Annotated in this window: 20 protein-coding genes and 1 riboswitch; of the genes, 13 read left to right on the top strand and 7 right to left on the bottom strand. The window is 58.5% G+C overall.

Translation table 11 applies throughout. The features are described 5' to 3' along the window. The first annotated feature begins 6 nt into the window (after positions 1–6). The 6 genes from AAAX73_RS07955 (at position 7) to AAAX73_RS07980 (ending at position 10391) form a co-directional block, all read left to right on the top strand. Positions 7–1026: a Gfo/Idh/MocA family oxidoreductase gene (locus tag AAAX73_RS07955; RefSeq protein ID WP_349125583.1), complete on the top strand. Its 1020-nt coding sequence runs from the start codon at positions 7–9 to the stop codon at positions 1024–1026. 172 nt (positions 1027–1198) lie between these two features. Continuing rightward, positions 1199–2065 carry a deoxyribonuclease IV gene (locus AAAX73_RS07960; protein WP_349125584.1) on the top strand — a complete coding sequence of 289 codons (867 nt, stop codon included), beginning with the start codon at positions 1199–1201 and terminating at the stop codon, positions 2063–2065. 147 nt (positions 2066–2212) lie between these two features. After that, positions 2213–3073: an ABC transporter substrate-binding protein gene (locus tag AAAX73_RS07965; protein WP_349125585.1), complete on the top strand. Its 861-nt coding sequence runs from the start codon at positions 2213–2215 to the stop codon at positions 3071–3073. Between the two features lie 118 nt (positions 3074–3191). Beyond that, positions 3192–4553, top strand: a complete 1362-nt coding sequence (locus tag AAAX73_RS07970) for an ABC transporter permease subunit (protein WP_349125586.1) — start codon at positions 3192–3194, stop codon at positions 4551–4553. 12 nt (positions 4554–4565) lie between these two features. Continuing rightward, entirely contained in the window at positions 4566–5318 is a 753-nt protein-coding gene (locus tag AAAX73_RS07975) for an amino acid ABC transporter ATP-binding protein (protein WP_022094423.1), read from the top strand. Positions 5319–5517: 199 nt separating this feature from the next. After that, positions 5518–5645, top strand: a riboswitch (cobalamin riboswitch). Between the two features lie 192 nt (positions 5646–5837). Next, the gene (locus AAAX73_RS07980; protein ID WP_349125587.1) at positions 5838–10391 is read left to right on the top strand and encodes a prenyltransferase/squalene oxidase repeat-containing protein; all 4554 of its coding nucleotides are present in this window, start codon (positions 5838–5840) and stop codon (positions 10389–10391) included. Positions 10392–10530: 139 nt separating this feature from the next. On the opposite strand, the gene AAAX73_RS07985 is transcribed toward AAAX73_RS07980, so the two are convergent. Next, on the bottom strand, positions 10531–10950 hold the full coding sequence (locus AAAX73_RS07985) for a flavodoxin (protein ID WP_349125588.1): 420 nt from the start codon (positions 10948–10950) through the stop codon (positions 10531–10533). Positions 10951–10996: 46 nt separating this feature from the next. After that, positions 10997–11701, bottom strand: a complete 705-nt coding sequence (locus AAAX73_RS07990) for a DUF3793 family protein (RefSeq protein ID WP_158551283.1) — start codon at positions 11699–11701, stop codon at positions 10997–10999. Between the two features lie 176 nt (positions 11702–11877). Between AAAX73_RS07990 and AAAX73_RS07995 the strand changes: the two genes are divergently transcribed. Beyond that, positions 11878–12261, top strand: a complete 384-nt coding sequence (locus tag AAAX73_RS07995; protein WP_349125589.1) for a heavy metal-associated domain-containing protein — start codon at positions 11878–11880, stop codon at positions 12259–12261. Positions 12262–12287: 26 nt separating this feature from the next. On the opposite strand, the gene AAAX73_RS08000 is transcribed toward AAAX73_RS07995, so the two are convergent. Both AAAX73_RS08000 and AAAX73_RS08005 read right to left on the bottom strand, forming a co-directional pair. After that, on the bottom strand, positions 12288–12710 hold the full coding sequence (locus AAAX73_RS08000; protein ID WP_349125590.1) for a hypothetical protein: 423 nt from the start codon (positions 12708–12710) through the stop codon (positions 12288–12290). Beyond that, positions 12703–14274 (bottom strand): DNA repair protein, encoded by a 1572-nt coding sequence (locus AAAX73_RS08005; protein WP_349125591.1) that lies wholly within the window; start codon positions 14272–14274, stop codon positions 12703–12705. Before AAAX73_RS08005 ends, AAAX73_RS08000 begins: the two co-directional genes overlap by 8 nt. Positions 14275–14451: 177 nt before the next feature. On the opposite strand from AAAX73_RS08005, the gene AAAX73_RS08010 reads away from it, so the two are divergent. Both AAAX73_RS08010 and pgi read left to right on the top strand, forming a co-directional pair. Beyond that, positions 14452–14955 (top strand): iron-containing alcohol dehydrogenase, encoded by a 504-nt coding sequence (locus tag AAAX73_RS08010; protein ID WP_349125592.1) that lies wholly within the window; start codon positions 14452–14454, stop codon positions 14953–14955. A gap of 199 nt (positions 14956–15154) precedes the next feature. Next, the gene (gene pgi, locus AAAX73_RS08015) at positions 15155–16849 is read left to right on the top strand and encodes a glucose-6-phosphate isomerase (protein WP_349125593.1); all 1695 of its coding nucleotides are present in this window, start codon (positions 15155–15157) and stop codon (positions 16847–16849) included. A 141-nt stretch (positions 16850–16990) separates the two neighbouring features. Here pgi and AAAX73_RS08020 read toward each other — a convergent pair whose 3' ends face one another. The 3 genes from AAAX73_RS08020 to AAAX73_RS08030 all read right to left on the bottom strand — a co-directional run bounded on the left by AAAX73_RS08020 (position 16991) and on the right by AAAX73_RS08030 (position 20015). Beyond that, positions 16991–18295, bottom strand: coding sequence for a VirD4-like conjugal transfer protein, CD1115 family (locus AAAX73_RS08020; RefSeq protein WP_117800388.1), 1305 nt, complete (start codon positions 18293–18295; stop codon positions 16991–16993). Next, positions 18288–18905, bottom strand: a complete 618-nt coding sequence (locus tag AAAX73_RS08025) for an ATP-dependent Clp protease proteolytic subunit (protein WP_349125594.1) — start codon at positions 18903–18905, stop codon at positions 18288–18290. Before AAAX73_RS08025 ends, AAAX73_RS08020 begins: the two co-directional genes overlap by 8 nt. Positions 18906–18968: 63 nt before the next feature. Continuing rightward, positions 18969–20015, bottom strand: coding sequence for a hypothetical protein (locus tag AAAX73_RS08030; protein WP_147350681.1), 1047 nt, complete (start codon positions 20013–20015; stop codon positions 18969–18971). A 448-nt stretch (positions 20016–20463) separates the two neighbouring features. Here AAAX73_RS08030 and AAAX73_RS08035 point away from each other — a divergent pair, with 448 nt between their 5' ends. The 4 genes from AAAX73_RS08035 to AAAX73_RS08050 all read left to right on the top strand — a co-directional run bounded on the left by AAAX73_RS08035 (position 20464) and on the right by AAAX73_RS08050 (position 24507). After that, positions 20464–21306, top strand: a complete 843-nt coding sequence (locus AAAX73_RS08035; protein ID WP_349125595.1) for a Cof-type HAD-IIB family hydrolase — start codon at positions 20464–20466, stop codon at positions 21304–21306. A 64-nt stretch (positions 21307–21370) separates the two neighbouring features. Beyond that, the gene (locus AAAX73_RS08040; RefSeq protein ID WP_308196326.1) at positions 21371–22030 is read left to right on the top strand and encodes an HAD family phosphatase; all 660 of its coding nucleotides are present in this window, start codon (positions 21371–21373) and stop codon (positions 22028–22030) included. A gap of 150 nt (positions 22031–22180) precedes the next feature. After that, the gene (locus AAAX73_RS08045) at positions 22181–22924 is read left to right on the top strand and encodes a GntR family transcriptional regulator (RefSeq protein ID WP_006234364.1); all 744 of its coding nucleotides are present in this window, start codon (positions 22181–22183) and stop codon (positions 22922–22924) included. Positions 22925–23142: 218 nt separating this feature from the next. After that, the gene (locus AAAX73_RS08050) at positions 23143–24507 is read left to right on the top strand and encodes a YfcC family protein (protein WP_349125596.1); all 1365 of its coding nucleotides are present in this window, start codon (positions 23143–23145) and stop codon (positions 24505–24507) included. The last annotated feature ends 121 nt before the right edge of the window (positions 24508–24628 follow it).

The following is a 24628-nucleotide window of genomic DNA, read 5'->3' on the forward strand; positions in this document are numbered from 1 at the left end:
GCTGTCGTGGGCCATCGGGATTCATGTGATGATTTACGTGAGGTTCGTTGGGGCGTTTTGGGCGCTGGACGCATTTCTCATCGATTTGCATCGTCGCTCAAGAAGGTCGACGGGGCACGGCTGGTGGCTGCGGCCGGCCGCACTCCTGCACATGTCGAGGAATTTTGCCGAGCGTTTTCGATTGATGCCGCGCACAGTTATGCCACGGCTGACGATAGCGGCGATGCGGCTTATGATGCGCTGATTGCCGACCCCGATGTCGACGCAATCTACTTGGCTCTTCCACATGGCATGCATGCGCATTGGGTCTGTCGGGCACTGCGCGCGGGAAAGGCCGTGCTGTGCGAAAAGCCGGCCGTTTTGAATGAAGAAGAGGCCCATGCGATCGCCTCCGTTTCCCGTGAGTGCGGTGTGCCGTTTATGGAGGCGATGAAAAATCGGTTTTGTCCGATGCATACTCGCGTGAAGGTCTTGCTTGCGTCGGGCGAGCTCGGCCGTATTGTCTCGATTGAAAGCGTGCAAAAACTCGATTATGGTGAGCCTCCTTCGAGTTATCTGCTCGACCCGTTGCAGGGTGGCTGTCTATATGACATGGGCTGCTATGCGGTCGGTTGGTTTGAGGATTTGCTCGCGGGCGCGTGCGAGGTTTCGTCCCGTGAAGTTCGCTGGCGTGACGTATCGGGCGGCCGCGTGGATTGGGCCGATGAGATCCATATGAGTGTCGGCGGTATACCCATTCATATGGTGGTCGACGGCAAAGCAGCATATGAAAGCCGCTTAACGATTGCCTGCGAGCGGGGCTCGTTGGAAATCGAGCGCCTTCATCGCCCCGAACTCGCCCATGTGAAGTGCTCCGACGGACGAATGCTCGAAATAAATGCCCCGTTTGAGGTCGATGATTTCTACGGCGAAATCCAGCATGCGACCCAGCTCATCCGGGCGGGGAAACTCGAGAGTCCCGTCATGCCCCTTGCCGCCACACAGCGCTGCGCGCGTATTATCGAAGCAATCCGTCTAGCCCTCTAGGACCTGGCGCTGACGCGTGAGGGATCATGACGCCGGCGCCCGTAGCCGTAGTGCTTGGTGCCCCGCATCTCTGATGCCCCTTTTATAACTTGCGGTGGAATAGTTCCTGTTTGCGGCAGAATAAGGCATCGACAGGAACTATTTCACCGCAACTGATGAGGGGGAGCTGGGGATGCTGACGATCGGGTGTCATCTATCCACGACGAAGGGCTATCGGGCGATGGGAGAGACGGCGTTGTCAATTGGCGCCAATACCTTTGCATTCTTTACGCGCAACCCGCGCGGCGGCAAGGCGAAAGATCTTGACATGGATGACGTGGCCGCCCTGCGCGAGCTTATGGCGCAAAATGATTTTGGCCCACTCGTGGCTCATGCCCCGTATACCTATAACCCCTGCTCAGCCAAAGAGCGGGCGCGCGAGTTTGCCCTGGAGGCCATGGCAGAGGACCTGCGGCGCATGGAGGCGCTGCCCGGCAACTACTACAACTTCCATCCCGGTGCGCATGTGGGGCAGGGCTCCGACGCCGGCATTCAGATGATCGTCGACACCCTGTGCCAGGTGATGTTTGAGGGGCAGCAGACGACGGTGCTGCTCGAGACCATGGCCGGCAAGGGCACCGAGGTGGGCCGCAGCTTTGAGGAGCTGGCGCTCATCATCGAGGGCGTTGCCGACAAGCGCCCCGAGCTGTCGGCCAAGTTGGGCGTGTGCCTGGACACCTGCCATGTGAGCGATGCCGGCTACGACATCATCCATGATCTGGACGGTGTGCTCGACGAGTTCGACCGCGTGGTGGGTATCGAGCGCTTGCGCGCCGTGCATATCAATGACTCCAAGAATCCCTGCGGCGCCCATAAGGACCGCCACGAATGCATCGGTATGGGCTACCTGGGTAGCGAAGAGTTTGGCGGTGGTATGCAGGTTATGCAGAATATTGTATCGAATGGCCGTTTGCGTGCCTTGCCATTCATTTTGGAGACACCGAACGAACTTGCAGGTTATGCGGCTGAAATCAAACTTCTAAGGTCATTGCAGCAGTAATGACTGTCATAAAGTGGAGTGCTCCATTCACGTTATGGGTTTGTTTCAATCGGTTTTCTAATTGCAGATTCTCCCAAGCGGGTGCATAATAACCCTCAGTTTTTGCAGACCTCTGAATTATACGGGGTCATTGGAAGGAGACTGATTATGAAGCTGAAGAAACTTGGCGCATTCGCCGCCACGGGTGCCATGGCACTCGCCCTTGCTCTGACGGGCTGCGGTTCGTCCAACGCCGCCTCTGGTTCTGATGCCGGTTCCAGCAGCTCTGACGACGTAAAGGTCGAGAAGGTCGACGGCTCCAAGGAGTACGCGCTCGTCAAGGACGGCACGCTGACCGTCGGCACCTCTGCCGAGTACGCCCCGTTTGAGTACAAGGACGACAACGGCGATTATCAGGGCTTTGACCTTGAGCTCATCAAGGCTATCGGCGACAAGCTGGGCCTGGATGTCGAGTACGTCAACAATGACTTTGACACGCTGGTTCCGGGCGTCGCTTCGGGTGCCAAGTATGACGTCTCCATCGCGGCTATCACCGACACGCCCGAGCGTGAGAATGAAGTCACTTTCTCCGATTCCTACTACATGGACGATCAGGCTATCGTGACCAAGGTCGATAACACCGACATCACGGCCGACAACTACAGCGAGAAGCTCAACAACGCCGACGCTACCATCATCGTCCAGTCTGGCTCGACCGCCGAGGCCTTTGCCCAGGAGAACTTCCCCAAGGCCAAGATCGTCCCCTACAAGGACGCCACCGAGTGCTTCAGCGCCCTGCAGTCCGATAAGGGCGACGCCGTAGTCACCAACCGCTCCGTTGCCAGCCAGCTGACCGCCGAGCAGTTCAACACCTGCCAGACCATCAAGCAGATCAGCACCGGCGAGGAGTACGCCATCGCCATCAACCAGGGCAATACCAAGCTCAAGGACGACATCAACCAGGCCATCAAGGATTTGACCGACGACGGTACCGTTGACGCCCTCATGGCTAAGTACAACATCAAGTAAAATAGCTACTTGATTGCGCGCGGGCCCTTTCCGTTTTGGCGGAGAGGGCCTTTGCGCTTCTCTTGACGGAGAGCATTTCCGTCTCGTTTTGCCGGCAACTTCTACGATAGGAGCCACCTTGTCTCGACTGAACAAAGGGGCCGCGGAGCGGCGTTTTCCACTGCCCGCCTTGCTCCAAAAGCTAGCCTGCGCCATGGCCGTGGCGCTCGCGCTGGTGTGCGCGGGGGCATATGCGCCCGCGACCGCCCAGGCGCTTGAGACCGCAAAGATTACCGCCCGACCCAACACTGGTTCGGGCAGCGCTGTGGTCGGCGGCACCGAGACGCGCATTACCTGGGAAGTTCAGGCCGATGCCGACGAGGAGCTGAGCGGTCTTTCGCTGACGTTTGTCGACGGCACAACGTTTGGTACCGATGACACGCGATTGACGATGCTCTCGGGCGAGGACCTCATGGATCGTACGCCCATGAAGCCCACGTGCAAGGCTGACGGCCAGACGCTCAAGATCGACTTTGGCGAGACAGCGTCTGCCGGCGGCTTTTTCCGTGTCGAGGTTTACGGCGTGACGTTCCCCGTCGAGGGCGGCGATGAGGCCTTTAGCGGAACCTATACGCTTGCCGACGGTTCGACCAAGAAGATTTCCAAGATCCCTTCCGTCGAGATCAAGGGCGTGACGGCATTCGATAACTTCCTGGCCGATCTTAAGGAGCAGCCGTGGGTCGAGGTCTGGAACTCCAATATGTTCCTGCGCCTGTTCTTGAACCCGGTCATTTTGGTCCAAAGCCTGCCGATCGTCTTCAAGGGCTTCCTTATGTCGCTCTCGATTGTGCTCGTGGCATTTCCGTTGGCCATTCCCTTTGGCTTTGCGCTGTCGCTCATGCGCATTTCCAAGTCGCGCATCCTGCGTTGCCTTGCCGGCATCTACGTGAATGTCATCCGCGGTACGCCGGCGTTCCTGCAGATCTATATTGCATTCTTTGGCCTGCCGCTTGCCGGTGTCAAGGTTGACGACTACGTCTTGGGCGTTATCGTCATGGCCATGAACTCGTCTGCGTACCTGTGCGAGATATTCCGTGCCGGTATTCAGTCGATCCCCAAGGGTCAAAACGAGGCTGCTCGCTCGCTGGGCATGAATGCCTTCCAGACGCTGCTCTACGTTATGATTCCGCAGACGTTCCGCAACGTCCTTCCTACGTTGACCAGCGAGTTTATCTTGCTTTACAAGGATACGTCGCTGCTCGCTGCCGTGGGCGTGGTCGAGATTGTCATGAACGCCCGCACCATCGTGGCCACGACGGGCTCCATTACGCCGTATGTGGTTGCCGCCCTGTTCTATCTGGTCATTACCCTGCCGCTTGCGCGCTTGGTGAGCGGTCTTGAGGCGAGGCTGCTGGGTACGGCCGAAACCAAAAAGAAGCGTCCCACCAAGAGCGCCGGACAGGTTGTCGCGACGCCCGCCGACCATATCGCTGGTCTGTAAGGAGGTTCTATTATGAGCGAAACCAATAACTCGAACGAGGTCGTCGTCAGCATCAAGAATCTCCAGAAGGCCTTTGGCGATAACGTGGTCCTGCGCGACATCGATCTGGATGTGCACAAGGGTGAGGTCGTTGTGGTTCTGGGCCCCTCGGGCTCGGGCAAATCGACGATGCTTCGTTGCATTAACCGTCTCGAGGAGCCCACGAGTGGCTCGATTGTCGTCGAGGGCGTGGATGTGTGCGCCAAGGGCGTTGACCTCAATAAGGTGCGTACGCACTTGGGCATGGTGTTTCAGCAGTTCAACCTGTTTCCGCATCTGTCGGTCAAAAAGAACGTCATGCTTGCGCAGCAAAAGGTGCTCAAGCGCAGCAAGGAAGAGGCCGAGAAGATCGCCGTCGAGGAGCTCACCAAGGTCGGTCTGGCCGAGCGCATCGATTTTATGCCGAGTCAACTTTCGGGCGGTCAGCAGCAGCGCGTGGCCATCGCCCGGGCCCTGTCGATGAATCCGCACGTGATGCTCTTTGACGAGGCCACGTCAGCGCTTGACCCCGAGCTTGTCCGCGACGTTCTTGGCGTCATGCGCGATCTCGCACGTGACGGTATGACCATGATCGTGGTGACGCACGAGATGGGCTTTGCCCGCGATGTCGCCGACCGCGTGGTCTTTATGGATGGCGGCGTTATTGTGGAAGAGGGCACGCCGAGCGAGGTCTTCGACCATCCCAAGAGCGAGCGCACCAAGGCGTTTTTGGGCAACATCTCGTAGATGATCAGCAGCGTCTCGGAATGAGAGTTTGCTTGAACAGGCGGGGTCGTGGCAATGATGCTGCGGCCCCGTTTTGCATTTCGGATAAAGGTCTCGTCGTTGCCCTGGCGGATTTTCAACCACATTTTCGGTGAATTATGTGTGCGTGATATCGGCGGATGCTCGTTGCTTGGTCTTCCATACAATTACATGCTGTTTGAAAAGAAGCCGGACCATGGGTGCGCTTGGCGCATAAAAGGGAACTGGGTGGGAATCCCAGACAAGGCGGTTACTGTGTGCGGGGCTGTCCCGCGAGTCAGATTACTTGCCCATGGTCTTCTCGTGTCGAGGGTCTTTTGGGAGCCGCTGGATTCCGGTGAGCAGAAGATGACATCATATTTGCTCCAAGCATCCCGTATGCGATGCGGGGGCATTGCCGCATGCTGTCAGGTGCGGGCGTTTCGCTGTGTCCCGTTTCCCTTTACATGGTCGGCCTCGATTCTTATTGGGGTAGTGATCTTCCAGACCAAGGGGGAAAGGATGCTCAACAACATCCGAACAGGTACGAGGAAATTCCTCGTCGTGCTCATGGCGTTTATCTTTGCCAGTTCGAGCACGGGAATGACCGCGTTTGCCGAGGAGGTGAGCACGGGCGTAGCCGCGGCGGCCGATCAGGTCACCGCGGCGGGCGATGCTGGGCAGGGCAGGCCTGATGAAGCTGAGCCTTCTGTCGACGCTGAAACTGGCATGGCAGATGGCGGCAGCACACAGGAGCAGGAAAGCTCCGGTGTTGCCGTGCGGTCTATTGCGTCCGAGGAAACGGTGCCGGCTGCGCAGGTCGAAGAAGCAGGTTCTCTCGCCAAGGTAGTGCACTCGGGCGAGACAGTGGTCGTCAACGATGCGGCCGATATGCCTGAGACCATTGAGGCGGGTGCGATCGTAAAGCTCGGCGCGAATATTTCGATGGGCACTGACCAGCAGATCGAGACCGTTGACGGCACCCTGGATGGCCAGGGCCATACGGTCACCATTAACGGCAAGGCCGTTGCGAATAATGTGACCGGCTCGATTCAGAACCTGGGCGTGACAGGCTCGGTCTCGAGCACCGACAATGTGGGCTCCATTGCCATGAAACTTTCTGGCACCATCCAGATGTGCTGGTCCACGGCGAGCGTGAACCTTAGCGGCTGGGAGGGCTATGCCGGTGGCCTGGTTGGCGGTATGACGTCCGGAAAGATCGTCAATTCCTATTTTGCCGGCTCAGGCGTTGAGATGAACGGTGGCTTGGTCGGTGAGGCTCAGGCCGGATCGCTGTTGAACTGCCTCTATACCGTAGGTTATTCGCCTGCCGAGATTAACTGGCCCGGCTTTAACAAGGGAAACGCGGCTAAAGCCGCCGACCTCTCTTCTGCTGAATCGCTCGCCGTGCTCAATACCGATGTGCCGTCGACTGGCTTTTCCTGGGTGTCCAACGGTGGCCTGCCCTTGCTTGTGAGCGGCTCTGCCCCCGTCGTTGTCAATAAGGACGCGCTCGTCGCGGCTATCACGGCCGCCGAGGCGCTCAATGAGTCAGACTACACAACGGATTCCTGGTCCGCCTTTGCCGCTGCTCTTGCTGACGCCAAAATCGTCAACGATAACGACGATGCATCTCAGTCCGATGTAAATGCGGCGGTCAAGACGCTCAATTCGGCTAAGGACGCCCTCGAGAAGAAGAAGTCGACGGCCCCCGTCGCCCAGCCCGAAAACGTCAAGCACATCTCGTCGCAGGATGACTTCATGTATATGAACGTCAAGGATGCGAGCAACTACTATGTGCTTGATAACGATATCCTGATTGATGACGAATGGTTCTTCGGTCCTTCGGGTGAGCTCAACTGCACGTTTGACGGTCAGGGCCATACCGTTACCTTTAACAACGGCGGTGGCGTTAAGTCGCTGTTCGCGAGTGTCGGCTCTACCGGTGTTGTCCAAAATGTCTCATTCGTCGGTGAACTTAAGCAGGCGGTCGACGGCAAATCGTTCGGTCCGCTCGGGAGCCAGATTAAGGGCGCCGTTATCAACTGCTCTACGTCCGTTACGGGCAAGGGCGTTGTGGGCTTTGGTCGCACGCTCGAAGGCGGCGTGGTCTCTAACTGTGTGTCAACCGCTACGGCTACCGGCGGCGTGCTCTTTTCGAGTTATAGCGCAGGCCAGCTCATCAACACGTACTGGCAGGAGGGCCTTACCAATAAGGCCCAGTTCCCCGCGAAGGCGCTTCTCAACTCCTATGCTGTTGATGTCGACGACATGAAGACGGCGGCCTTTGTCGAAAATCTTAACGTCAACCGTGGCGAAAACGGCAGCGTGTGGGGCATGGGAGCCGATGGCTTGCCGTATTTTGGCGAGGACCATGACTACAAATCGCCCGAGAATCCTGCCGCAAATAATAAGTACGAGGTAACGTTTACATCTGCCCGCACCGGCAAGACCGTGACTGCCGCCGATGGCATACTTTACCCGTCCCCCGACGACGTCGTGGTGGGTGAGAACGGTGCTGCCTGTGTCTCGGGCACGCTTGAGCTCAAGGGTTTGCCCAAGGACGCCAAGGTGACCTGGGGCACCCCGGACGCCAACAGAGGCGATATCGCCGTTAACGAGAAAACGGGCCTGCTGCACGTATGCAACGATGCCGTGGGCACGGTAACCGCCACGCTCCATAGGGATGATGGCACCACTGAAGACATCGCGACCCTTGTGGTGAAGGCGACCTCTAAGCCTATTGATGATTTTCAGATTTGGTACAACGGCGAAAACGTGACGGGCGGCGCTATTGCGGTTACGGGTTCCGAGGTCAAGAACCTCGAGATTCGTGTCCATTACACCGATGCCCCCGAGAGTGAGTACGTCCCTGTCTCCTATACGCGCTTTCGTTTTGCGGGCACGCCTTCGAACGTGCTCTATTCCAATCCCGGATCGGCATGTTTCTACTTTAAGCAGGCGGGCGAGGCAGCGATTCAGGTCTCCTCGCGAACGAACGTCGACCTTTCCGATAAGGGCGTAAAGGTCAGCTCGGCCTATGTGCCGGCGACGAGTATTTCGCTTGGCTATAACGAGGACCGCGAGACTGTCTATCTGCACGGTCGCAATCCGCTTGCCAAAGGCGCCTTCCTGACCGATAAGGCTGCGCCGGTTGTGGGGCCCGAAAACGCGAGCGATCGCGCATGCTACACGGTCACCTCGAGTGATTCTGCGGTTGCCGAGTACACTACGAGTGGCGAGATTGGCTTTACGCCGTATAAGGCCGGTAAGACGACGTTTGAGGCGACGGTCGAAAACCAGGACGGCAGCGTCATCTCCTCGGGTAAGCGAGAGGTTGCCTACGCCTACCGGAACCCACTGAAGTTGGTGACAATCACGAATGTCCCCGCGTCCGTTAAGGCCGGTAAGACCGTCGAACTCAACCTGGGCTATACGGGTGAGAACGATGCCGAGGGCTGGAGTGTTTCCGAACCCGGTATGAAATGGAGTGTGGCGACCGAGGAAGGTCGGGATGCCTCGGATGCCGTGAGTATCGACCGACGCGCTCTTGGTGATTGGAAGCACGTTGACGGTGCTCCTGACGACGGCTTGTTTGTGGCGAGCGGCGCCTATGTCCTGACGGCGAACAAGGCCGGTACCTATACGGTGACCGGTACGCCGATCGATCAGACTGCCGGTGCCCAGGCCATCTCCTTTGAGATTGCGGTTGATGGTATCGCCGCGTCGCCGGATAACGAGGCGAAGGCAGATGAGGGTGCCCTCTCCGCTGCCAAGTACTTTGATGCCAACCGCACGACCGATGCGTACGCGTATGGTCAGGAATGGGAAATCTACGCCTTTGCAAAGTCGGGACGCAAGATCGACGGTGCGCTTATCGCGAACTACAAGAAGTCTCTTGCCCTCCATAAGGCCGAGTGGGCCGGTGACACGGCCAAGGTAACTGATTGCGAGCGCGTTGCGCTTACGCTGGCTGCACTTGGTGAGGATATCACCTCTTTCGATGGCGTGAATCTCATTGCCGACATTTGCTCTCACGAAGATCTTGTGGCTTCGGCGAACAACGTGGTCTATGCGCTGATTGCCCTTGACGAGGCGGGTATTTCGAATGAAGTGTTGCGTGCGTCCGGCTCTTCATGGACGCGTGCTCAGCTTGTTTGCGCGCTGCTTTCGTTCCAGAATCCCGACGGCGGTTTCACCATCGATGCGGGTGGTGCGAGCAACGTCGATATGACCGCCATGGCACTTCAGGCGCTTGCGCCCTATGTCGATAATGACGCGTGCTCCGTCGCCCTGGCCTCGAATGGCCAATCTTCTGTTGCATCTGCTGTCGACAATGCGCTCGGCTTCCTTAGGGGTCAGATGAACGGCCTTTGCGATTTTGGGTCTGTTGAGTCGAATGCCCAGGTGCTGCTTGCTCTTGTGGCGCTTGGCAAGGATCCCGTAAATGCCAAGAACGGTTTTGCGGCGGGTGCGAATAGCCTGATTACCGCGATTGCCTCTTATGAGGTTGCCGAAGGCAAGGGATATGCTCATACCATGGGGTCGGACGGTAAACCCGACAATGCCAACGCGCTTGCGACGGTACAGGCCTTACGAGCCCTTTCGGCCTATAAGTCCGCAGGGTCCGGTGTGAGCTGGTCCAAGATCGGTGGCGTAAAAGCCGGTGTCGTCGAACCGGGCGGCCCGAAAAAACCCGTGACGCCCGAGGTACCCGTTCCTACGGTCCCGACGAAGAATCCGACGCCCGCGGTCATGCCGACCGGTTCGCAGAGGGGCGATGGCTCCGGCGATAAGCAGGGCGGTTCTGGAATGCAGGCAGTTGTTGCTTCGCAGGATGGCTCGAAGTCGGAGATGTCGCAGAATGTGGATGCCAACAAGGGCGAGTCCGATAAGAAGTCCGGCTCCGACGAGTCTTCCGGTTCGAAAGCGACGTCCGCTGCTGCCGCATCACGCAAGGGTGCTTTGGATGGGCGAGGCGGCGTTAATCCGGTCGCTGTTACCGGTGTTGTGGTCGGCATCGTGTGCCTTGCGGCTATTGGTGCGTGGTGTGTGCGCTCCCGTAAGAACGCATAGCGACCCGATGCCTGTAACGTCCGTCGTTTGATACGCGGATGAGTTGTGGCGTTCGTGTCGTGGCTTTATAGATGAACGGGCTCCGGGTTAAGACGACCCGGAGCCCGTTTGCGTTGCATCTGTCGTGTCAATGGGTGGTTTATGCCAGCTCCGCTCCCAGAGCCTTGCAGGCCGCCTCGCCCTCATCGTCGGGCGCATCGTAGCAAATGACGGAATCGACGACGTTGACGCCGGCCTCGTCGGCGTCGGCCTTCCAGCTGTCCATCCACTCGCCCTCGGCCCACGAATAGGAGCCAAAGAGGACGACCTTCTTGTCGCCGAGAATCTCCTTGACCTCGTCCCACATAGGCTGGAACTCGTCATACTCAAGCTCCTCGGAGCCCATGGCGGGGCAGCCGAAGGCGAAGTCATCATATTCGGCGGCCTTGTCGGCAGAGAAGTCGGCGCAGGGGATGACCTCAGTCTCGGCTCCAGCGGACGTGGCGCCTTCGGCGACGAGGTTTGCCATAGCCTCGGTATTGCCCGTGCCGCTCCAGTAGACGACTGCGATCTTGCTCATATGTTTTCCTTTCGGTTGTGCGGCGTGCGGCCGCGTTTTGTATGCTCTATCGGGTTGCCTGGACAAGTTGTCCCAGGGTGCAGCCCTGTTGATAGATGTAGGTAAGGTATTGCGTGCATGCGCGATAGGAATCGAAGGTCGTGAGCGCCTGCTCAACGTTTGTGTATACCTTCCATGCGCCAAAGACTTTATAGTTTTCGCCGTGCTGGACGATAAACTGATGGACATCTTCGTAGGGATAGCCCAAAAAATAGCCAATTTCGTGGGGGAACTCGCACATGCACCCCGTATCGCAGTGCCTATTTCGCGCGAGTGCGCAGACGCTGCTGTCATAGGCGCTTTCTGCGGCATTGCTGCTTGCCAGCGTGATGCGCGCGGCGAGATGCACCAGGGATGCGGGCAGGTTGTGGACATCGTAACCTTCGGCGGTAAGCGCCGTCGTGGCGCGGGGGTCGGAGAGGTATCGCATGAGGTCCGCAGGGCGGTACACATAGATGAGCGCTCCGCAGGGGCGCCAGACCAAAACGCTCATATGGATCCCGAGTGGCTGGAGCTCGCGGTTGCATTGGGCAATGACCGCGAGCAGGCGAGAGCGTCGCTCTTCGATATGGGCGGCGCCGGGTTTTCCGCCTTGGTTGGCGTAAACGCCGGGATAGGTAAAGAGCGAAGCCGGCTTGATACCTGCGAGCGTAGGGGAGCAGTTGCGCACGACAGCCGTTTGGTATGTTGGGATGTCAATGGTTCGAGTCACGATGCTCCTTTCGGGTCCTCAGTTGTTAGCCTAGGAAAACTTATACACGAAAGTAAGCCAAGGTCAACAAAAAAGTTTGAAGCGGGAAACTAATTGACCGAACCGACACGAGTTTGGAGTAAGATGGGAACACCCCATGGGGGTATAGGTATAAGAGTTTGGAGAAAGGGGATCGCATGGACGACGTGCTCAACCCTGCGAATCTCATCGTGCTGGCCGTCATTGCCGTCGGCATGTTTTTTGGACTGCGTCGCATTGTCGCTTCGACACACGGGAAGAGTTGCTGCAGCGATGGTGCGAGCGGCAAGAAGGCCAAAAAGGTTGTTGTGGTGGATACCGATGCGTCACACTATCCCTATAGCGATGAGCTGCTCATCGGCGGCATGAGTTGCGACGGCTGTGCTCAGAACGTGGCCAATGCACTGAATGCGCTGGATGGCGTGTGGGCAACGGTGACGTATGCGGACCACACGGCGCGCGTGCGCTCTAAGCAGCCGGTTGATCGTGGTGTCCTTGAGACGGCCGTGAGAGATGCGGGCTACTACGTCATGACGCTGTAGGCCTTGCCTTGGATGCGCATCCTTGCCTAGGCTCGTCCGCGTAGCTCAATGTCCTGGATGTCGTCGAAGTCGATGGCGATATCCTTGAGCTGGAGCAGTTTGAAGGCGGGGAGCACTTCGTCAAGGATGCCCGTGCGAGCGCGATAGCCGTACGTATCGTAATAGGTGACGCGGACCAGGTCGCCACGTTTGAGGCCCTCGAGCTTATGCGAAAGCTCGAGGGCTTTCTCTTCCGTTAACTCACATTTTGGTTCGACGGTGATCTCTTGCTTGCGCACGAGCTCGTAGTATCCCGTGAGGGCGGCAAAGGGCATAAACTGTGCGGCACGGCCGGCGCGAACGGCGCCGTTGGCGGTGAGTTTAGGGTCGGCGGAGCGACGTCTTCCCTTGGGGTCCGCCAATCGCTCAAATGCGGTGGGCGGGCGCATGGGTTGCTTGGGTTTAGGCACGATGTCCTCCTACCTGATCGTTGCGTTCGCGTGCAGTGGCGCCGGCGGTAAAGCTCAATCCCTTGACCAGGGCGTTCTTGCCGTACTTGCCTTTCACGGCCAGCACGGCGCGTGCCAGGTCACGCTCGCGCTCATCGGCCTCGACGTCGCTAAACAGATCGATGGTGGCAAATTCTTCGGGTACCAGATTGCCAAAGCCCAGGTTGATGCGCTTGACCGGTCGTTTGGGGTCGACAGTTTGCGCCCAGAGCTCATCGAAATAGCCCATGATCTTCTTAAACGAATTAGTGCGCTCGGGCAGCTTTCGCGAGGCGTTAGAGTGCGCGAAGAGTGCGGCATAGCCACCGCGCGGTTTGCCGCCATGCTCTCCCACAAAGATGCCGTCAATCGCCTGTGCCTCTCGCACCAAACGTCGGCGTTCGTCGTCGCGCTGGACGGGCCTGGGCGCGCGGGGCGCGAGCTCGGGGCCGTCGGTCGCTGCGGGCTCGATGCTCGAGGTGCTCGAGCGCAGGTGTCCGCAGCCGTCTATATACTGCGCCGTGCCGCTGGCGTTGAGCCGGCGTATGTCGGCACGCTCGTTTGCATAGCCCACAAAGAGCGAGATGCTGTCGCACACCACGTGCTTGTCAATCAAATCCAGCACGGCGGCATCGACCATTTCGCGCAAGACGGTGTAGGCCTGCTCGTAGGCATAGCCCTTCGAGAGCACCTGCCCCGTGGTGGTCGAGGTCGCTTGCGGGCGATAAGCTTGGATATCGGCGATAGTTGTTGGCTCGCGCCCGAAGGCGTGGTCGATGAGATATTCGGCATTGACGCCGAGCTCATCGTACAGCAGGTTCTCGTCGAGCGCTGCGACGCCCATCAGATCATAGACGCCGTATTTTTCGAGGCGGGCTGCCACGCCGGGGCCGATGCCCCAGATATCGGTGATGGGGCGGTGGGGCCAGATCTCTTTGCGAAAGGTTTCGTCGTCGAGTACGCCAATGCGGCTGGCTACGTGCTTGGCGGTGATGTCGAGCGCCACCTTGGCCTGAAATAGGTTGGGGCCGATTCCGACCGTTGCCGTGATGCCCGTGCGTCCCAAGACCTCGTCGCGCAGCGTACAGGCGAAGCCTTCCGCATCGGTGTGATAGAGGTCCAGATAGGGTGTCACGTCGATAAAGCACTCATCGATGGAGTAGACGTGCACGTCTTGCGGACTTACGTATTCCAGATAGATGCCGTAGATTTGCGCCGACACTTCCATGTAGTGCTGCATGCGCGGTACGGCCTTGATGCAGTCGATGCCGTCGGGAATTTCGAACAGACGGCAGCGGTTGTGTATCCCGAGGTCCTTCATGGCCTGTGTGATGGCGAGGCAGATGGTCGTGCGTCCGCGCGATTCGTCGGCAACGACCAGGCATGTAGTGAGTGGGTCGAGTCCGCGGTCGACGCACTCGACGCTGGCGTAAAACGTCTTAAGGTCTATGCAGATATAGGTGTGACGCTCGAGCCCCACGCGTCCTCCCATCAAACACATGTTCTTATCGAATATCTGTTCGATAATACCCACTTGCGCGGACATCGTCAAAGCCTGACCCTTTTTGGCAGATATGGTCGTGTGGTTGCATCGGGTTTTTAACGCAGCTCTAAAGAGCGCGAAACAGCTCGGAAAAGCTCCCTTCGTAGCATGGGCATAACGATTGATACCACCATAAAGCACGGAAGGGTTGTGGGGATAATGGTCAACTATGGGTTTGGGATGCCGACGCGCTTGGTTGCGGATGGGGATGTGGCTCGCTGGTGCGGGCGATTGGTTGCCCACTATGGCGGCACCAAGGCACTGGTCGTGCTGGGAGGCGACAAACATACGCGTGATGATCTCGTCTCGGCGGCACTCGGCTCGCTTGATCGAGCTCTGCTCGAGCGCGTGCTTTTTCGCTGCGGCTCGGTTGAGGGCGACGAGGGAGACGAGCTGATCGACGAGGCCGTGGCCCTGGCGACCGACGAAGGCGTTGACTTTGTCCTAGCGATCGGCGATGCCGATACTGCCGGCTTTGCGCGCGAACTCGCGCGTCGCATGGCCGTGCTCGATACCGGCGACGACGGTTTCGTTCCCTACGGTTGCATTGTCTCGGAGGGCAAAGTGCCCGAGGCCGTTGGCGCCGGCGAGGTCCCCGTTTTTGCCATCATCGCGCCCGAACTGCTTGAGGGCATTGAGTCTCCTCTGCGCGAGCTGCTCGGCAGCGTGTGTGCCGTGGCCTAATATCTGCCATAAAGGGACAGGTTAATTTTGGTAGGTAAAGCGTTTGACCTGCCAAAATTAACCTGTCCCTTTTTGGTCGGTCGCCGTTTGAGGGCGGATTGGCAACGCTCGCTGATTGTAGTCTTGACCTGCGCTAGAATAGTGGCATCTGAATGTCCGGGCGCATGGAGACGTGCGCCCGTATGCTGAGGAGGACTTTATGGCAACTGTTGCCGCACCTATCGATGCTACGTCGACTGCCGCTTGGAAGGCGCTCGAGGCTCATCAGGAGAAGCTCGAGGCCGAAGGTATCGACCTCAAGGCCTGGTTCGCCGCCGATGCCGAGCGCGTGAACAAGCTGAGCTTTGACGCTGGTGACCTGCACCTCGATCTGTCCAAGAACCTTGTGACCGATGAGACCGTCAAGCTGCTGTGCGATCTTGCCCGCGAGGTGAAGCTCGAGGAGCGCCGCGACGCCATGTTCTCCGGCGAGCACATCAACACCACCGAGGACCGCGCCGTCCTGCACACCGCGCTGCGCCGCCCGGCAAGCGAGAAGGGCCAGCTCATCGTTGACGGCCAGGATGTCGTCGCCGACGTGCACGAGGTCCTCGACCGCATGTATGCCTTCGCCGAGCGCGTGCGCTCCGGTGAGTGGAAGGGTGTTACCGGCAAAAAGATCGAGCACCTGGTGTCCATCGGCATCGGTGGCTCCGACCTGGGCCCGGTCATGGCCTACGAGGCCCTGCGTCCCTACGCCGACGCCGGTATCGACTGCCGCTATATCTCCAACATCGATCCCAACGACCAGGCCGAGAAGCTCAAGGGTCTGGATCCCGAGACCACGCTCGTGATCATCGTCTCCAAGACCTTCACCACGCTCGAGACCCTCACCAACGCCCGCGAGGTCAAGACCTGGATGCTCGAGCAGCTCAAGGCTCAGGGCGCCATCGATGGCTCCGATGAGCAGAACGCCGAGGCCGTGGCAAAGCACTTCGTCGCCGTTTCCACCGCACTCGAGAAGGTCGAGGCCTTCGGCATCGACCCCGCTAACGCTTTTGGTTTCTGGAATTGGGTCGGCGGCCGCTACTCCGTCGACTCCGCCGTGGGCCTGTCGCTGATTGTCGTGCTCGGCCCCGAGCGCTTCCAGCAGTTCCTTGAGGGCTTCCATGCCATCGACGAGTACTTCTGCAACACGCCGCTCGAGAACAACGCCGTCGCGCTGATGGGCCTGCTCAACGTCTGGTACGTCAACTTCTTCGGTTCCAAGAGCCATGCCGTGCTTCCGTATTGCCAGTACCTGCACCGTTTCCCGGCCTACCTGCAGCAGCTCACCATGGAGTCCAACGGCAAGCATGTCCGCTGGGACGGCAGCGCCGTGACCTCCGACACCGGTGAGATCTTCTGGGGCGAGCCCGGCACCAACGGCCAGCATGCCTTCTACCAGCTGCTGCACCAGGGCACTGTGGTGGTCCCGGCCGATTTCATCGCCTTCGCCAATACCGCCAACCCTGCGACCGATAGCGGCCAGGACGTGCACGAGCTGTTCCTGGGCAACTTCCTGGCCCAGACCAAGGCGCTCGCCTTTGGCAAGACGGCCGACGAGGTTCGTGCCGAGGGCACGCTCGAGCAGATCGTCCCGGCCCGTTGCTTTGAGGGCAACCGCCCGACGACCTCGATCTTCGGCGACACGCTGACCCCGTTTGCGCTCGGCGAGCTCATCGCCCTGTACGAGCACATCACGTTTGTCGAGGGCACGGTCTGGGGCATCGACTCCTACGACCAGTGGGGCGTCGAGCTGGGCAAGCAGCTTGCCAAGCAGATTACCCCGGCCTTCCACGACGACGCCGCCAAGGCCGAGCAGGACGCTTCGACCCAGGCGCTCATCGAGTTCTACCGCGCGCATCGCAAGTAGTCGCTGCTGTTAACGCATCGCGCCTTATAGCCAGGGGCCCGTATCCTATCGGATGCGGGCCCCTTTGCTTTGCCGTGGTCCCGGGGCGCACGGCCTTTGTGGAACATTGCCGGGGCGCCGCGCGCTGCGAGAACCCTGCGCCTAGATCTCGGCCTCCGCATGGCCTCGCTGCGCCTCGGGCAGCTCCCCGTAGAGCGGATGGTCTTCGAGCCTAAAGCGCTCGACCTGTTCGGGAGTGCGACCGCGTACAAAGAGCCACGAGCGATCGATTGGCGTCGCCATGAGCGTGCTGGGCAGCGCGTCGGCGCGGTCGGAAAACACCCGGGCACTCTCGGGATCCTGGAACGCCAGCACCAGATGCGTGTCGCAGTTGCCCATGATGGAGCGTGCGCGTGCCTCGCCATAGAGCGCATCGAGCTGGTTGGTCGACTGCAGCAGCAGCGTTGCCCAGATGTTGCGGCTTCGGATAATCGAGAGCACGTTGTCGATCTGGGGGATCTGCAGATTTGCGAAGTCATCGAGCATAAAGCGCACGGGCACGGGCAGGCTGCCGTCGGGCTGCCTATCGGCCTCGCGAATGAGGCCCATAAACGCCTGCGAAATAAAGAGGCCGGTCAGCGGATCGAGATTGCGGTCAATATCGCTCACGGTTACAAACAGGGCGCAGGGGGTGTGTCCCATGGAAGCGAAGTCCACCTGATGGCACTCACGATAGAGCTGTGCCGCACCGTCGAACCCCAGACACATGACCTTTTCGGCAAGGATGCCGACGATGCTCGCGTGCATGCGCTCGGCATTTTGCGTAATGGCGTAGCGCCGCCATAGCGAGAGGGCATAGCTTTGGGGGTCGGTCGTGATCAGATCGTCAAACAATCGACCCGTGGCACCGTCCTGCAGGTGCTCGATCAGCTTGATGACCGAGCTGATCGTCTGCTCGTCGGCGGGTAGCTGTTCGGTGACGTAGGCGATAAGACACGACAGCAGGTTTGCCGCCGCATGATCCCAAAAAGGCTGGTTGTTGTCCTCGATGGGGCAGATGGCCTTTGCCACCGAGAGGATGTCCTGCTGGTTGGGCCTGCCGTCCGCCTTGCGGCGAATGTGCCTCAGGGGGTTGTAGCCGCAGCGCTCGATGCCGGGCGCAAGGGCCGGGACGGTGTTGAGGTCGGCGAAGTTGAGACATTGCACGCGGTAGCCGTGGGCTGCCAGCACGGGTCCCACTTCGCGACAGAGCGTGCCTTTGGTGTCGAGCACGATGTAGCTTGCGTTCATTTGCAGCAGGTTGGGCTTGAGGACGTTTCGGGTCTTGCCGGCTCCCGAGGGGCCGATCACAAGTGCGTTGTTGTTGAGTCCCGTTTGGCGGGTGTTGCAGGAAAGCGTTCGATCCTTGGCAAGGATGGTGGACGATGCGGACTCAGATGCGGCGAGGCGGCTGGCGAGGTTAGACATGGGCGACCTCCTTGGTGGCCGAGAGGATTTCGTTGGCAAAGCCGAGCTCGACGGCGCGCTCGGCCGAAAGGTAGGTGTCTTTTGCAGTGAGGGACTGGATGCGCTTGGGCGTGAGGCCGCTGCGGTCCGAGAGGATTTGCGTGAGGATCTTGCGGGTCTGCATGAGACGCCGGCTGGTTTCCTGCAGCGCAAGTGCCGAGCCGCCTGCCCCCTGGGGGATCAGCGGGTCGTGAATCATGAGCTCTGCATGGGGCGCCATACGGCGATCGTCGCCGCCCATAAAGATCACGGCGCCCATGGACGCGGCGAATTCCAGGCAGACGGTGCGGATGGGGCACGATGCGAGGCGCATGGCGTCATAGATCGCAAGGCCCGATCGCACGCTTCCGCCGGCGCTGGCGACAAATATGGTGATGGGGCGGCTGGGGTCGGTGGCATCGAGCAGGCGGATCTGCTGGCATAGGTCGTGGGCCATCGGGGTTTCGATGTTTCCCATGACGGAGAGCTCGCGACGGGCGAGCATCTCATCGTAAATGCTGGTGAGCGTGATACCTCGGGCGGATTCACGCATGGTGAGGGGACTGATGATGGGGGAATGATTGGTGTCCATGAGGACTCCTTTCTGTTGGTTGTGTTGTGGAATAGGATTGTTGCCCGCGGAGGGGCTGGCGGGCTACAGGGTTCGTCCGAGCCTGAGATCGAGCTCGGTTGTGGGGCAGGCTGCCTGTTCGTGCGGCTCGCAAGCGCCAAGGGCTCCAAAGCGATGGAGCGTTGCGGCGGGCGTGGTGTAGGCGAGCCGCAGCTGATGCTCGACAGGGGCACATCCGTCATTTTTGTAATGAGCCGCGTAGTACTGCGCGATGCTGGCGTTCATCTCGCTGCCATTGCGATGGCGCTCAAACTGGCGTCTGCAGGTCTCGATGATCTTTGCTACCGACTTGGGTGCCGTCGCGGGAACAAGGGCGAGATAGCCCTCAAATAGCTCGTTGATGCTCAGGAGGCACAGCAGGTCGATCAGCGTCCTTATGGCTGCTCCCTCGGCAGAAAAGTGCGCGGTCATGCGGTTATATCGGTTGCGGTCGACGATGGCCGCATGGGGTCTTGGAGTTTTCTGCCCCGTGATCCCGGGCTTTTGCCGCGCCTGTGTATTGAGCTCGACGTTGCAGCGCTTGAGGCCGTCCAACGGAAGGAACATTGCGGTGCGCAGGGTGTTCCGCTTGCTTTCGAGTTCATGACGCTCGTCGGGTTCCCATTCGAGTTTGAGTTTCGTGTCGAGCGCCGTAAGCATATGGGCTAGGCAGCCTACGGTAAGAACGTACGAATCGTTGTCGCGTTTTGGGGCATAGGGGTCTGTCAGCTTGCGAATGTCGGGGTCGCCCATGATCTTTGTGCAGCGCTTCAGCAGTTGAGGGTGGTCGGCCAAGATCGTCGCGAGCGGTAGCGACGCGTAGTTCTTGATGGTCGCGGCGGCAAAGGCGGCGTCATATTCGTTTGCATACGCTCGCTCAATGCGGGCATCCAGAATGCTTTTCTTATCGCCGTTTTCAGCGTGGTGGTTTGTCATAGCTTCTCCAATCGGTTGATGTTCGTGCTGTTTGTTGATGTGTTGGTTGTCGTGAGTGATGTGCTTGCCGTGGGTGATGTGCTGACGTTGGGGTGCTATGCGGTTTTCAATGAGCCCGTGAGGCAGTTGCTGCAGGGGCGGGATGGAACGGCCCATGCAAGGCGGAAGGCATCGTGCTCAAAATCGAGACAGCAATGCCCTGGGTGCCTCACATGTGGCAGTTACCTCATTAAGTTGTCATTGCGTTTGGGGTTGTACTTTGCCGATCTTCCTTCTCTTACACGCTGAAAACTGAAACTGAATATGCTCGATCAAACGATGACCACCGGAGCGGTCATCTTTAAAGTACGTTCGTTTTGCTGATTTGACAAGACTAATTTTGAAATTTTTTTCTACGGGGTGAAACGAGGTTCGTGGAACGGTCGCGCTTGGTGTCGCCAGCTATGTATGTGGTGGCTCAGCGTTTGGCTGGAACGATTGAGCCCCGAGATGGCGTCCCGTTCATGTTCGGGACAATATGACTTTTTACCCGTTGCAGACAGAGCCGCCGTGGGTGTTCTGTATGATGGCTCAGACAAGGTTACTCAATGACAGGGAGGCATATATGGCAATCAAAGCCATCGCAATGGATATCGACGGTACGCTCACCAACGACCAAAAGGTCATCAGCCCGCGTACGCGCGAGAAGCTGCTCGCGGCGCAGGAGTCGGGAATTAAGCTCATCTTGGCTTCGGGTCGTCCCGCATGGGGGCTGCACGCCTTGGCGCAGGAGCTCGACCTTCAAAACCATGACGGTCTTCTAGTTGCCTTTAATGGCGCGCATGTGGTCGACGCTCAGACCGATGAGGTCCTTTTTGACCAGGCCATGCCGGCTGACGAGCTGCATCGCCTGATTGATCACCTGCGTAATTTTGACGTGATCCCTATGATTTCGCTCGGTCGTAATCTGCACGTCGAGGATTCGTACCATTGCATGATCACGCTGCCTGACGACTCGCAGAAGAATATCGTCAAGTATGAGCGCGATGCGTGCGATCTTAAGATTCGCGAGGTCGAGAGCTTGCATGAGGTTGTGGACGCTTATCCCGTGGACAAGCTGCTGACGGCGGGCGATCCGGCCTACCTGCAGGCGCATTACGAGGAGATGTATGCGCCCTTTAAGCAGACGCTTTCGGGCATGTTTACGGCCGACTGGTACTTTGAGTACACGGCGCCCGGTATCGACAAGGCCCGTGCGCTCGAGGGTGCCCTGCCCAAGCTCGGCATCGATGCCAGCGATGTCGTATCGTTTGGCGACGGCCAGAACGACAAGTCCATGATTGAGTGGGCCGGCACGGGTGTAGCCATGGGCAACGCCGTCGATGAGGTTAAGGCTGTGGCCCAGATGGTGACCGCCAATAACAACGAAGATGGTATTGCGGTGGCGCTGGATAAGCTGCTGGGCTAGAATCGCCGATTAATGCATGATTCGGGCGCCTGCTCGTGGGCGTCCTTTTGTTAGGGAGGGTGCCGTGTCCGCATTTCCGTTCGACGCCGTTATCTTTGACATGGACGGCGTCATTGTCGATACCGAGTATTACTACTTGGGCGAGACTGCCGCGTTTGCCAAGGAGCTGGGGCTTAATCTGACTCAAGAGGAGTTGAATGGACAGGTCGGTACCTCCCATCAGTTCTTCCTGCATATGCTGGTCGATTGGTTTGAGCGCGCCGGTAAGGGGCATTTCACTGGCGAGGAAGCGTTGGCCCGTTGGGACGAGTGGGCGCATAAACGTCCGCGCGACTATCAGGCTTTGATTAACCCAGGCGCCGTGGATACGATTCGAGAGCTGCCGCGCCGTGGCGTTCGCGTGGCGCTTGCCAGCTCGTCTCCCATGGTTAGCATCGAGGAAGTGCTCAACGCATGCGGGCTGTCGGATGCCTTTGAGTATGTGGTGAGCGGCGAGCAGTTTAAGGAGAGCAAGCCCGAGCCCGACATCTACCTGCATGCGCTGGATCTGCTGGGGCTGCCCGCGAATCGCTGCTGCTGCGTTGAGGACTCGGTGCCTGGCATCACTGCCGGCAAGCGAGCCGGTCTGACAGTCATTGCCAAGCGCGAGGAACGCTTTGGCTTTAGCCAGGATGCCGCGGACAAGATTATCGACCAGCTGCCAGAGCTGCTCACGCTTTCTTAGGAGCGCGGTAGTTGCGCGTTTTTCGGGTCAGATGAGTAAATACCCGACATTTTAGTGCGGCAGCAAGCATACTTAATGCTAATGCGGGCTTAAGGGCTTGCTGAATGCCCTTGGGCCCGCTTTAGACTTAATTGTGCTGGGAGAGGGTATATGCCACCGACTGAAGGGCTAACTGACGGTAAAGCAGCGATACCGCTGTACCAACAGGTTATCGATATCATTAAAAACGAAATTAATTCCGGTGCCTACAAGGCGGGCGCGCGGATACCCAACGAATTCGAATTGGCTGAGAACTATAAAGTTGGCCGCGTTACCGTGCGACGCGCTATTGAGGAGCTCGTCCAGCAGGGCTATCTAACGAAGCGACAGGGGAAAGGCACGTTTGTCAATGCCCCCAAGCTTAAGCGCAAGATTCGCCAGAAGGATGACGTCCAGAGTTTTTCTGACGCATGCCGCGTTAACGGAATGGAGCCGGGGGCGTGCGTCATTTCGAGAAAGATACTGCCGGCGGATTCCACCGAAGCGCAGTTCTTTGGTGTTCCCGTCGGAACTGACTTGATATGCGTTGAGCGTGTGCGTACTGCCGATGGAGTCCCCGTCATGCTCGAGAACAACATATACGTTTATGAGGACAACGCTTATCTATCAACGGCACCTCTATCTAACCAATCTATTTTTGAGTTCGTGCGTAACCGGACGGGCCGTACGCCCGCGTTTACCGACCCGTGCACACTCGAGATCGCGTGCGCGTCGCCCGAGGTCGCTCGGCTGTTGGCAGTTCCCGTTGGCGAACCCTTGTTTTATATGGAAGCCTTCTTTTTCGATGAGCAGCGGCGGCCGTTTATCATCGGTCGTCAGCGGATCGTTGGGTCTCGCTACGTTTTTGACATCTAGGACATTGCGAATGGAAACGCCCGGTGGATCATCTCACCGGGCGTTTCCATACCGTTCACGGCGCGAACGCAACCGTTCAACCGCATCGCGGCAATCAGTTTGAAATTATCTTGATGACAAGAAAAGCTGCTGGTAATCTATGGAACGTCATAGAACGTTTGCCTTGCGCAAACGTTGAAGCGAGATGCGATGCAGTCTCGAGTTCTTTGGAGGTATCTATGTCAGATACGAAGGCGAAGAAGACAAACAGACGTTTTAAGTTCAAATTACCGCATGTCTATACGATCATGTTCTTGCTGATCGTTGTCTTTGCGGTCCTGACTTGGATCGTTCCCTCTGGTCAGTATCAGCGCAAGACGATTTCGACGGCGGCGGGCGAGCGTGAAGTCGCCGTTGCTGGAACCTATGAACAGGTCGATAAGAACTACACCGATTCCGAGACCGGCGAGACCATCAATCTGGGCCAGAATATCTTCGCGGTCCTGCAAGCGCCCACCAAGGGTATCCAAGAGGCTGCCGACGTCGTTGCGTTCGTCTTATTGATTGGCGGATCGTTCGCAATCATCACCAAGACCAACGCTTTGAATGCCGGCATGAGCCGTGTGATTAAAAAGCTCAAGAACAAGGACATCCTCATCATTCCCATCACGATGACGTTGCTGTCCATTTGCGGCACTACGTTTGGTATGTCTGAGGAAGCCCTGCCGTTCTATGCCATCTTCATTCCCATCATGATGGGTATCGGTTATGACTCGATGACGGCATTCATCATCTGCTTCCTTGGTCCTAACTTGGGATATTGTGCTTCGACCATCGACCCGTTTAATGTTTTGATCGCCCAAGGCATCATTGGCATCGAGGGTAATCCGCAACTGTGGCTGCGCGCCGTTTCTTGGGTCATCTTCACTGCCGTCGGTATCGCATGGGCCATGCGCTACGCCATGCGCGTCAAGAAAAATCCCGAGTCGTCCATTGTGTACGAGGACGATAAGCTCAAGCGTATTGAGTTTTCCGTGACCGATGCCTCCATCGAGGAAGAGTTCACTATCCGTCAGAAGCTCGTGCTTATCGATTTTGCTTGCGGTATGGGCATTATCGTCTGGGGTCTTGTTACCCAGGGCTGGTACATGAATGAGATTTCCGCCGTGTTCCTTGGCATGGGCTTGCTTGCCGGTATCCTGGGCGGTCTTGACCAGCAGACGATCGCAGAGGAGTTCGTTAAGGGTCTTGCCGACTTTGCGTACGCTGCCATCGTTATCGGTATCGCTCGCGGTATTCTGGTCATCGCCGAGGGCGGCATGATCATCGACACCATCCTCCAGGCGCTCGCTACTGCGCTTGCCGGTGCACCCGCCGCCGTCTACACCACGTTTATGTATATCGTCCTTGGCCTGCTCTCTTTGCTGGTTCCCTCGAGTTCTGGCCTGGCGGCGCTCACCATGCCCGTTATGGGCCCCCTGACCGAGCTCATGGGCCTCAATCCCGAGGCGGCCGTCACCGCGCTCCAGTTTGCCAACCAGACCATCAACACCATCAGCCCCGTGGCGGGCATGACGGTCGCCGGCCTTGCCGTGGCTCCTTGATTATCGACTTCATTCGAACACCTCCCACATTCATCCGCACATGTGCGGATGAATGTGGGAACCCGATACCCTGAGGGCCGGATCGGCCGGCCCCGGGAGATCGGAGGACGGCATGTCCGGA

The sequence above is a fragment of the Collinsella sp. CLA-ER-H9 genome (assembly GCF_040092295.1).
GTDB lineage: Bacteria > Actinomycetota > Coriobacteriia > Coriobacteriales > Coriobacteriaceae > Collinsella.

Coding starts and splice junctions, on each gene's coding strand:
- AAAX73_RS07960 (WP_349125584.1), top strand. CDS start 1,199: ATGCTGACGATCGGGTGTCATCTATCCACGACGAAGGGCTATCGGGCG.
- AAAX73_RS07965 (WP_349125585.1), top strand. CDS start 2,213: ATGAAGCTGAAGAAACTTGGCGCATTCGCCGCCACGGGTGCCATGGCA.
- AAAX73_RS07975 (WP_022094423.1), top strand. CDS start 4,566: ATGAGCGAAACCAATAACTCGAACGAGGTCGTCGTCAGCATCAAGAAT.
- AAAX73_RS07980 (WP_349125587.1), top strand. CDS start 5,838: ATGCTCAACAACATCCGAACAGGTACGAGGAAATTCCTCGTCGTGCTC.
- AAAX73_RS07985 (WP_349125588.1), bottom strand. CDS start 10,950: ATGAGCAAGATCGCAGTCGTCTACTGGAGCGGCACGGGCAATACCGAG.
- AAAX73_RS07995 (WP_349125589.1), top strand. CDS start 11,878: ATGGACGACGTGCTCAACCCTGCGAATCTCATCGTGCTGGCCGTCATT.
- AAAX73_RS08005 (WP_349125591.1), bottom strand. CDS start 14,274: ATGTCCGCGCAAGTGGGTATTATCGAACAGATATTCGATAAGAACATG.
- AAAX73_RS08010 (WP_349125592.1), top strand. CDS start 14,452: ATGCCGACGCGCTTGGTTGCGGATGGGGATGTGGCTCGCTGGTGCGGG.
- pgi (WP_349125593.1), top strand. CDS start 15,155: ATGGCAACTGTTGCCGCACCTATCGATGCTACGTCGACTGCCGCTTGG.
- AAAX73_RS08020 (WP_117800388.1), bottom strand. CDS start 18,295: ATGTCTAACCTCGCCAGCCGCCTCGCCGCATCTGAGTCCGCATCGTCC.
- AAAX73_RS08025 (WP_349125594.1), bottom strand. CDS start 18,905: ATGGACACCAATCATTCCCCCATCATCAGTCCCCTCACCATGCGTGAA.
- AAAX73_RS08030 (WP_147350681.1), bottom strand. CDS start 20,015: ATGGGCCGTTCCATCCCGCCCCTGCAGCAACTGCCTCACGGGCTCATT.
- AAAX73_RS08035 (WP_349125595.1), top strand. CDS start 20,464: ATGGCAATCAAAGCCATCGCAATGGATATCGACGGTACGCTCACCAAC.
- AAAX73_RS08045 (WP_006234364.1), top strand. CDS start 22,181: ATGCCACCGACTGAAGGGCTAACTGACGGTAAAGCAGCGATACCGCTG.
- AAAX73_RS08050 (WP_349125596.1), top strand. CDS start 23,143: ATGTCAGATACGAAGGCGAAGAAGACAAACAGACGTTTTAAGTTCAAA.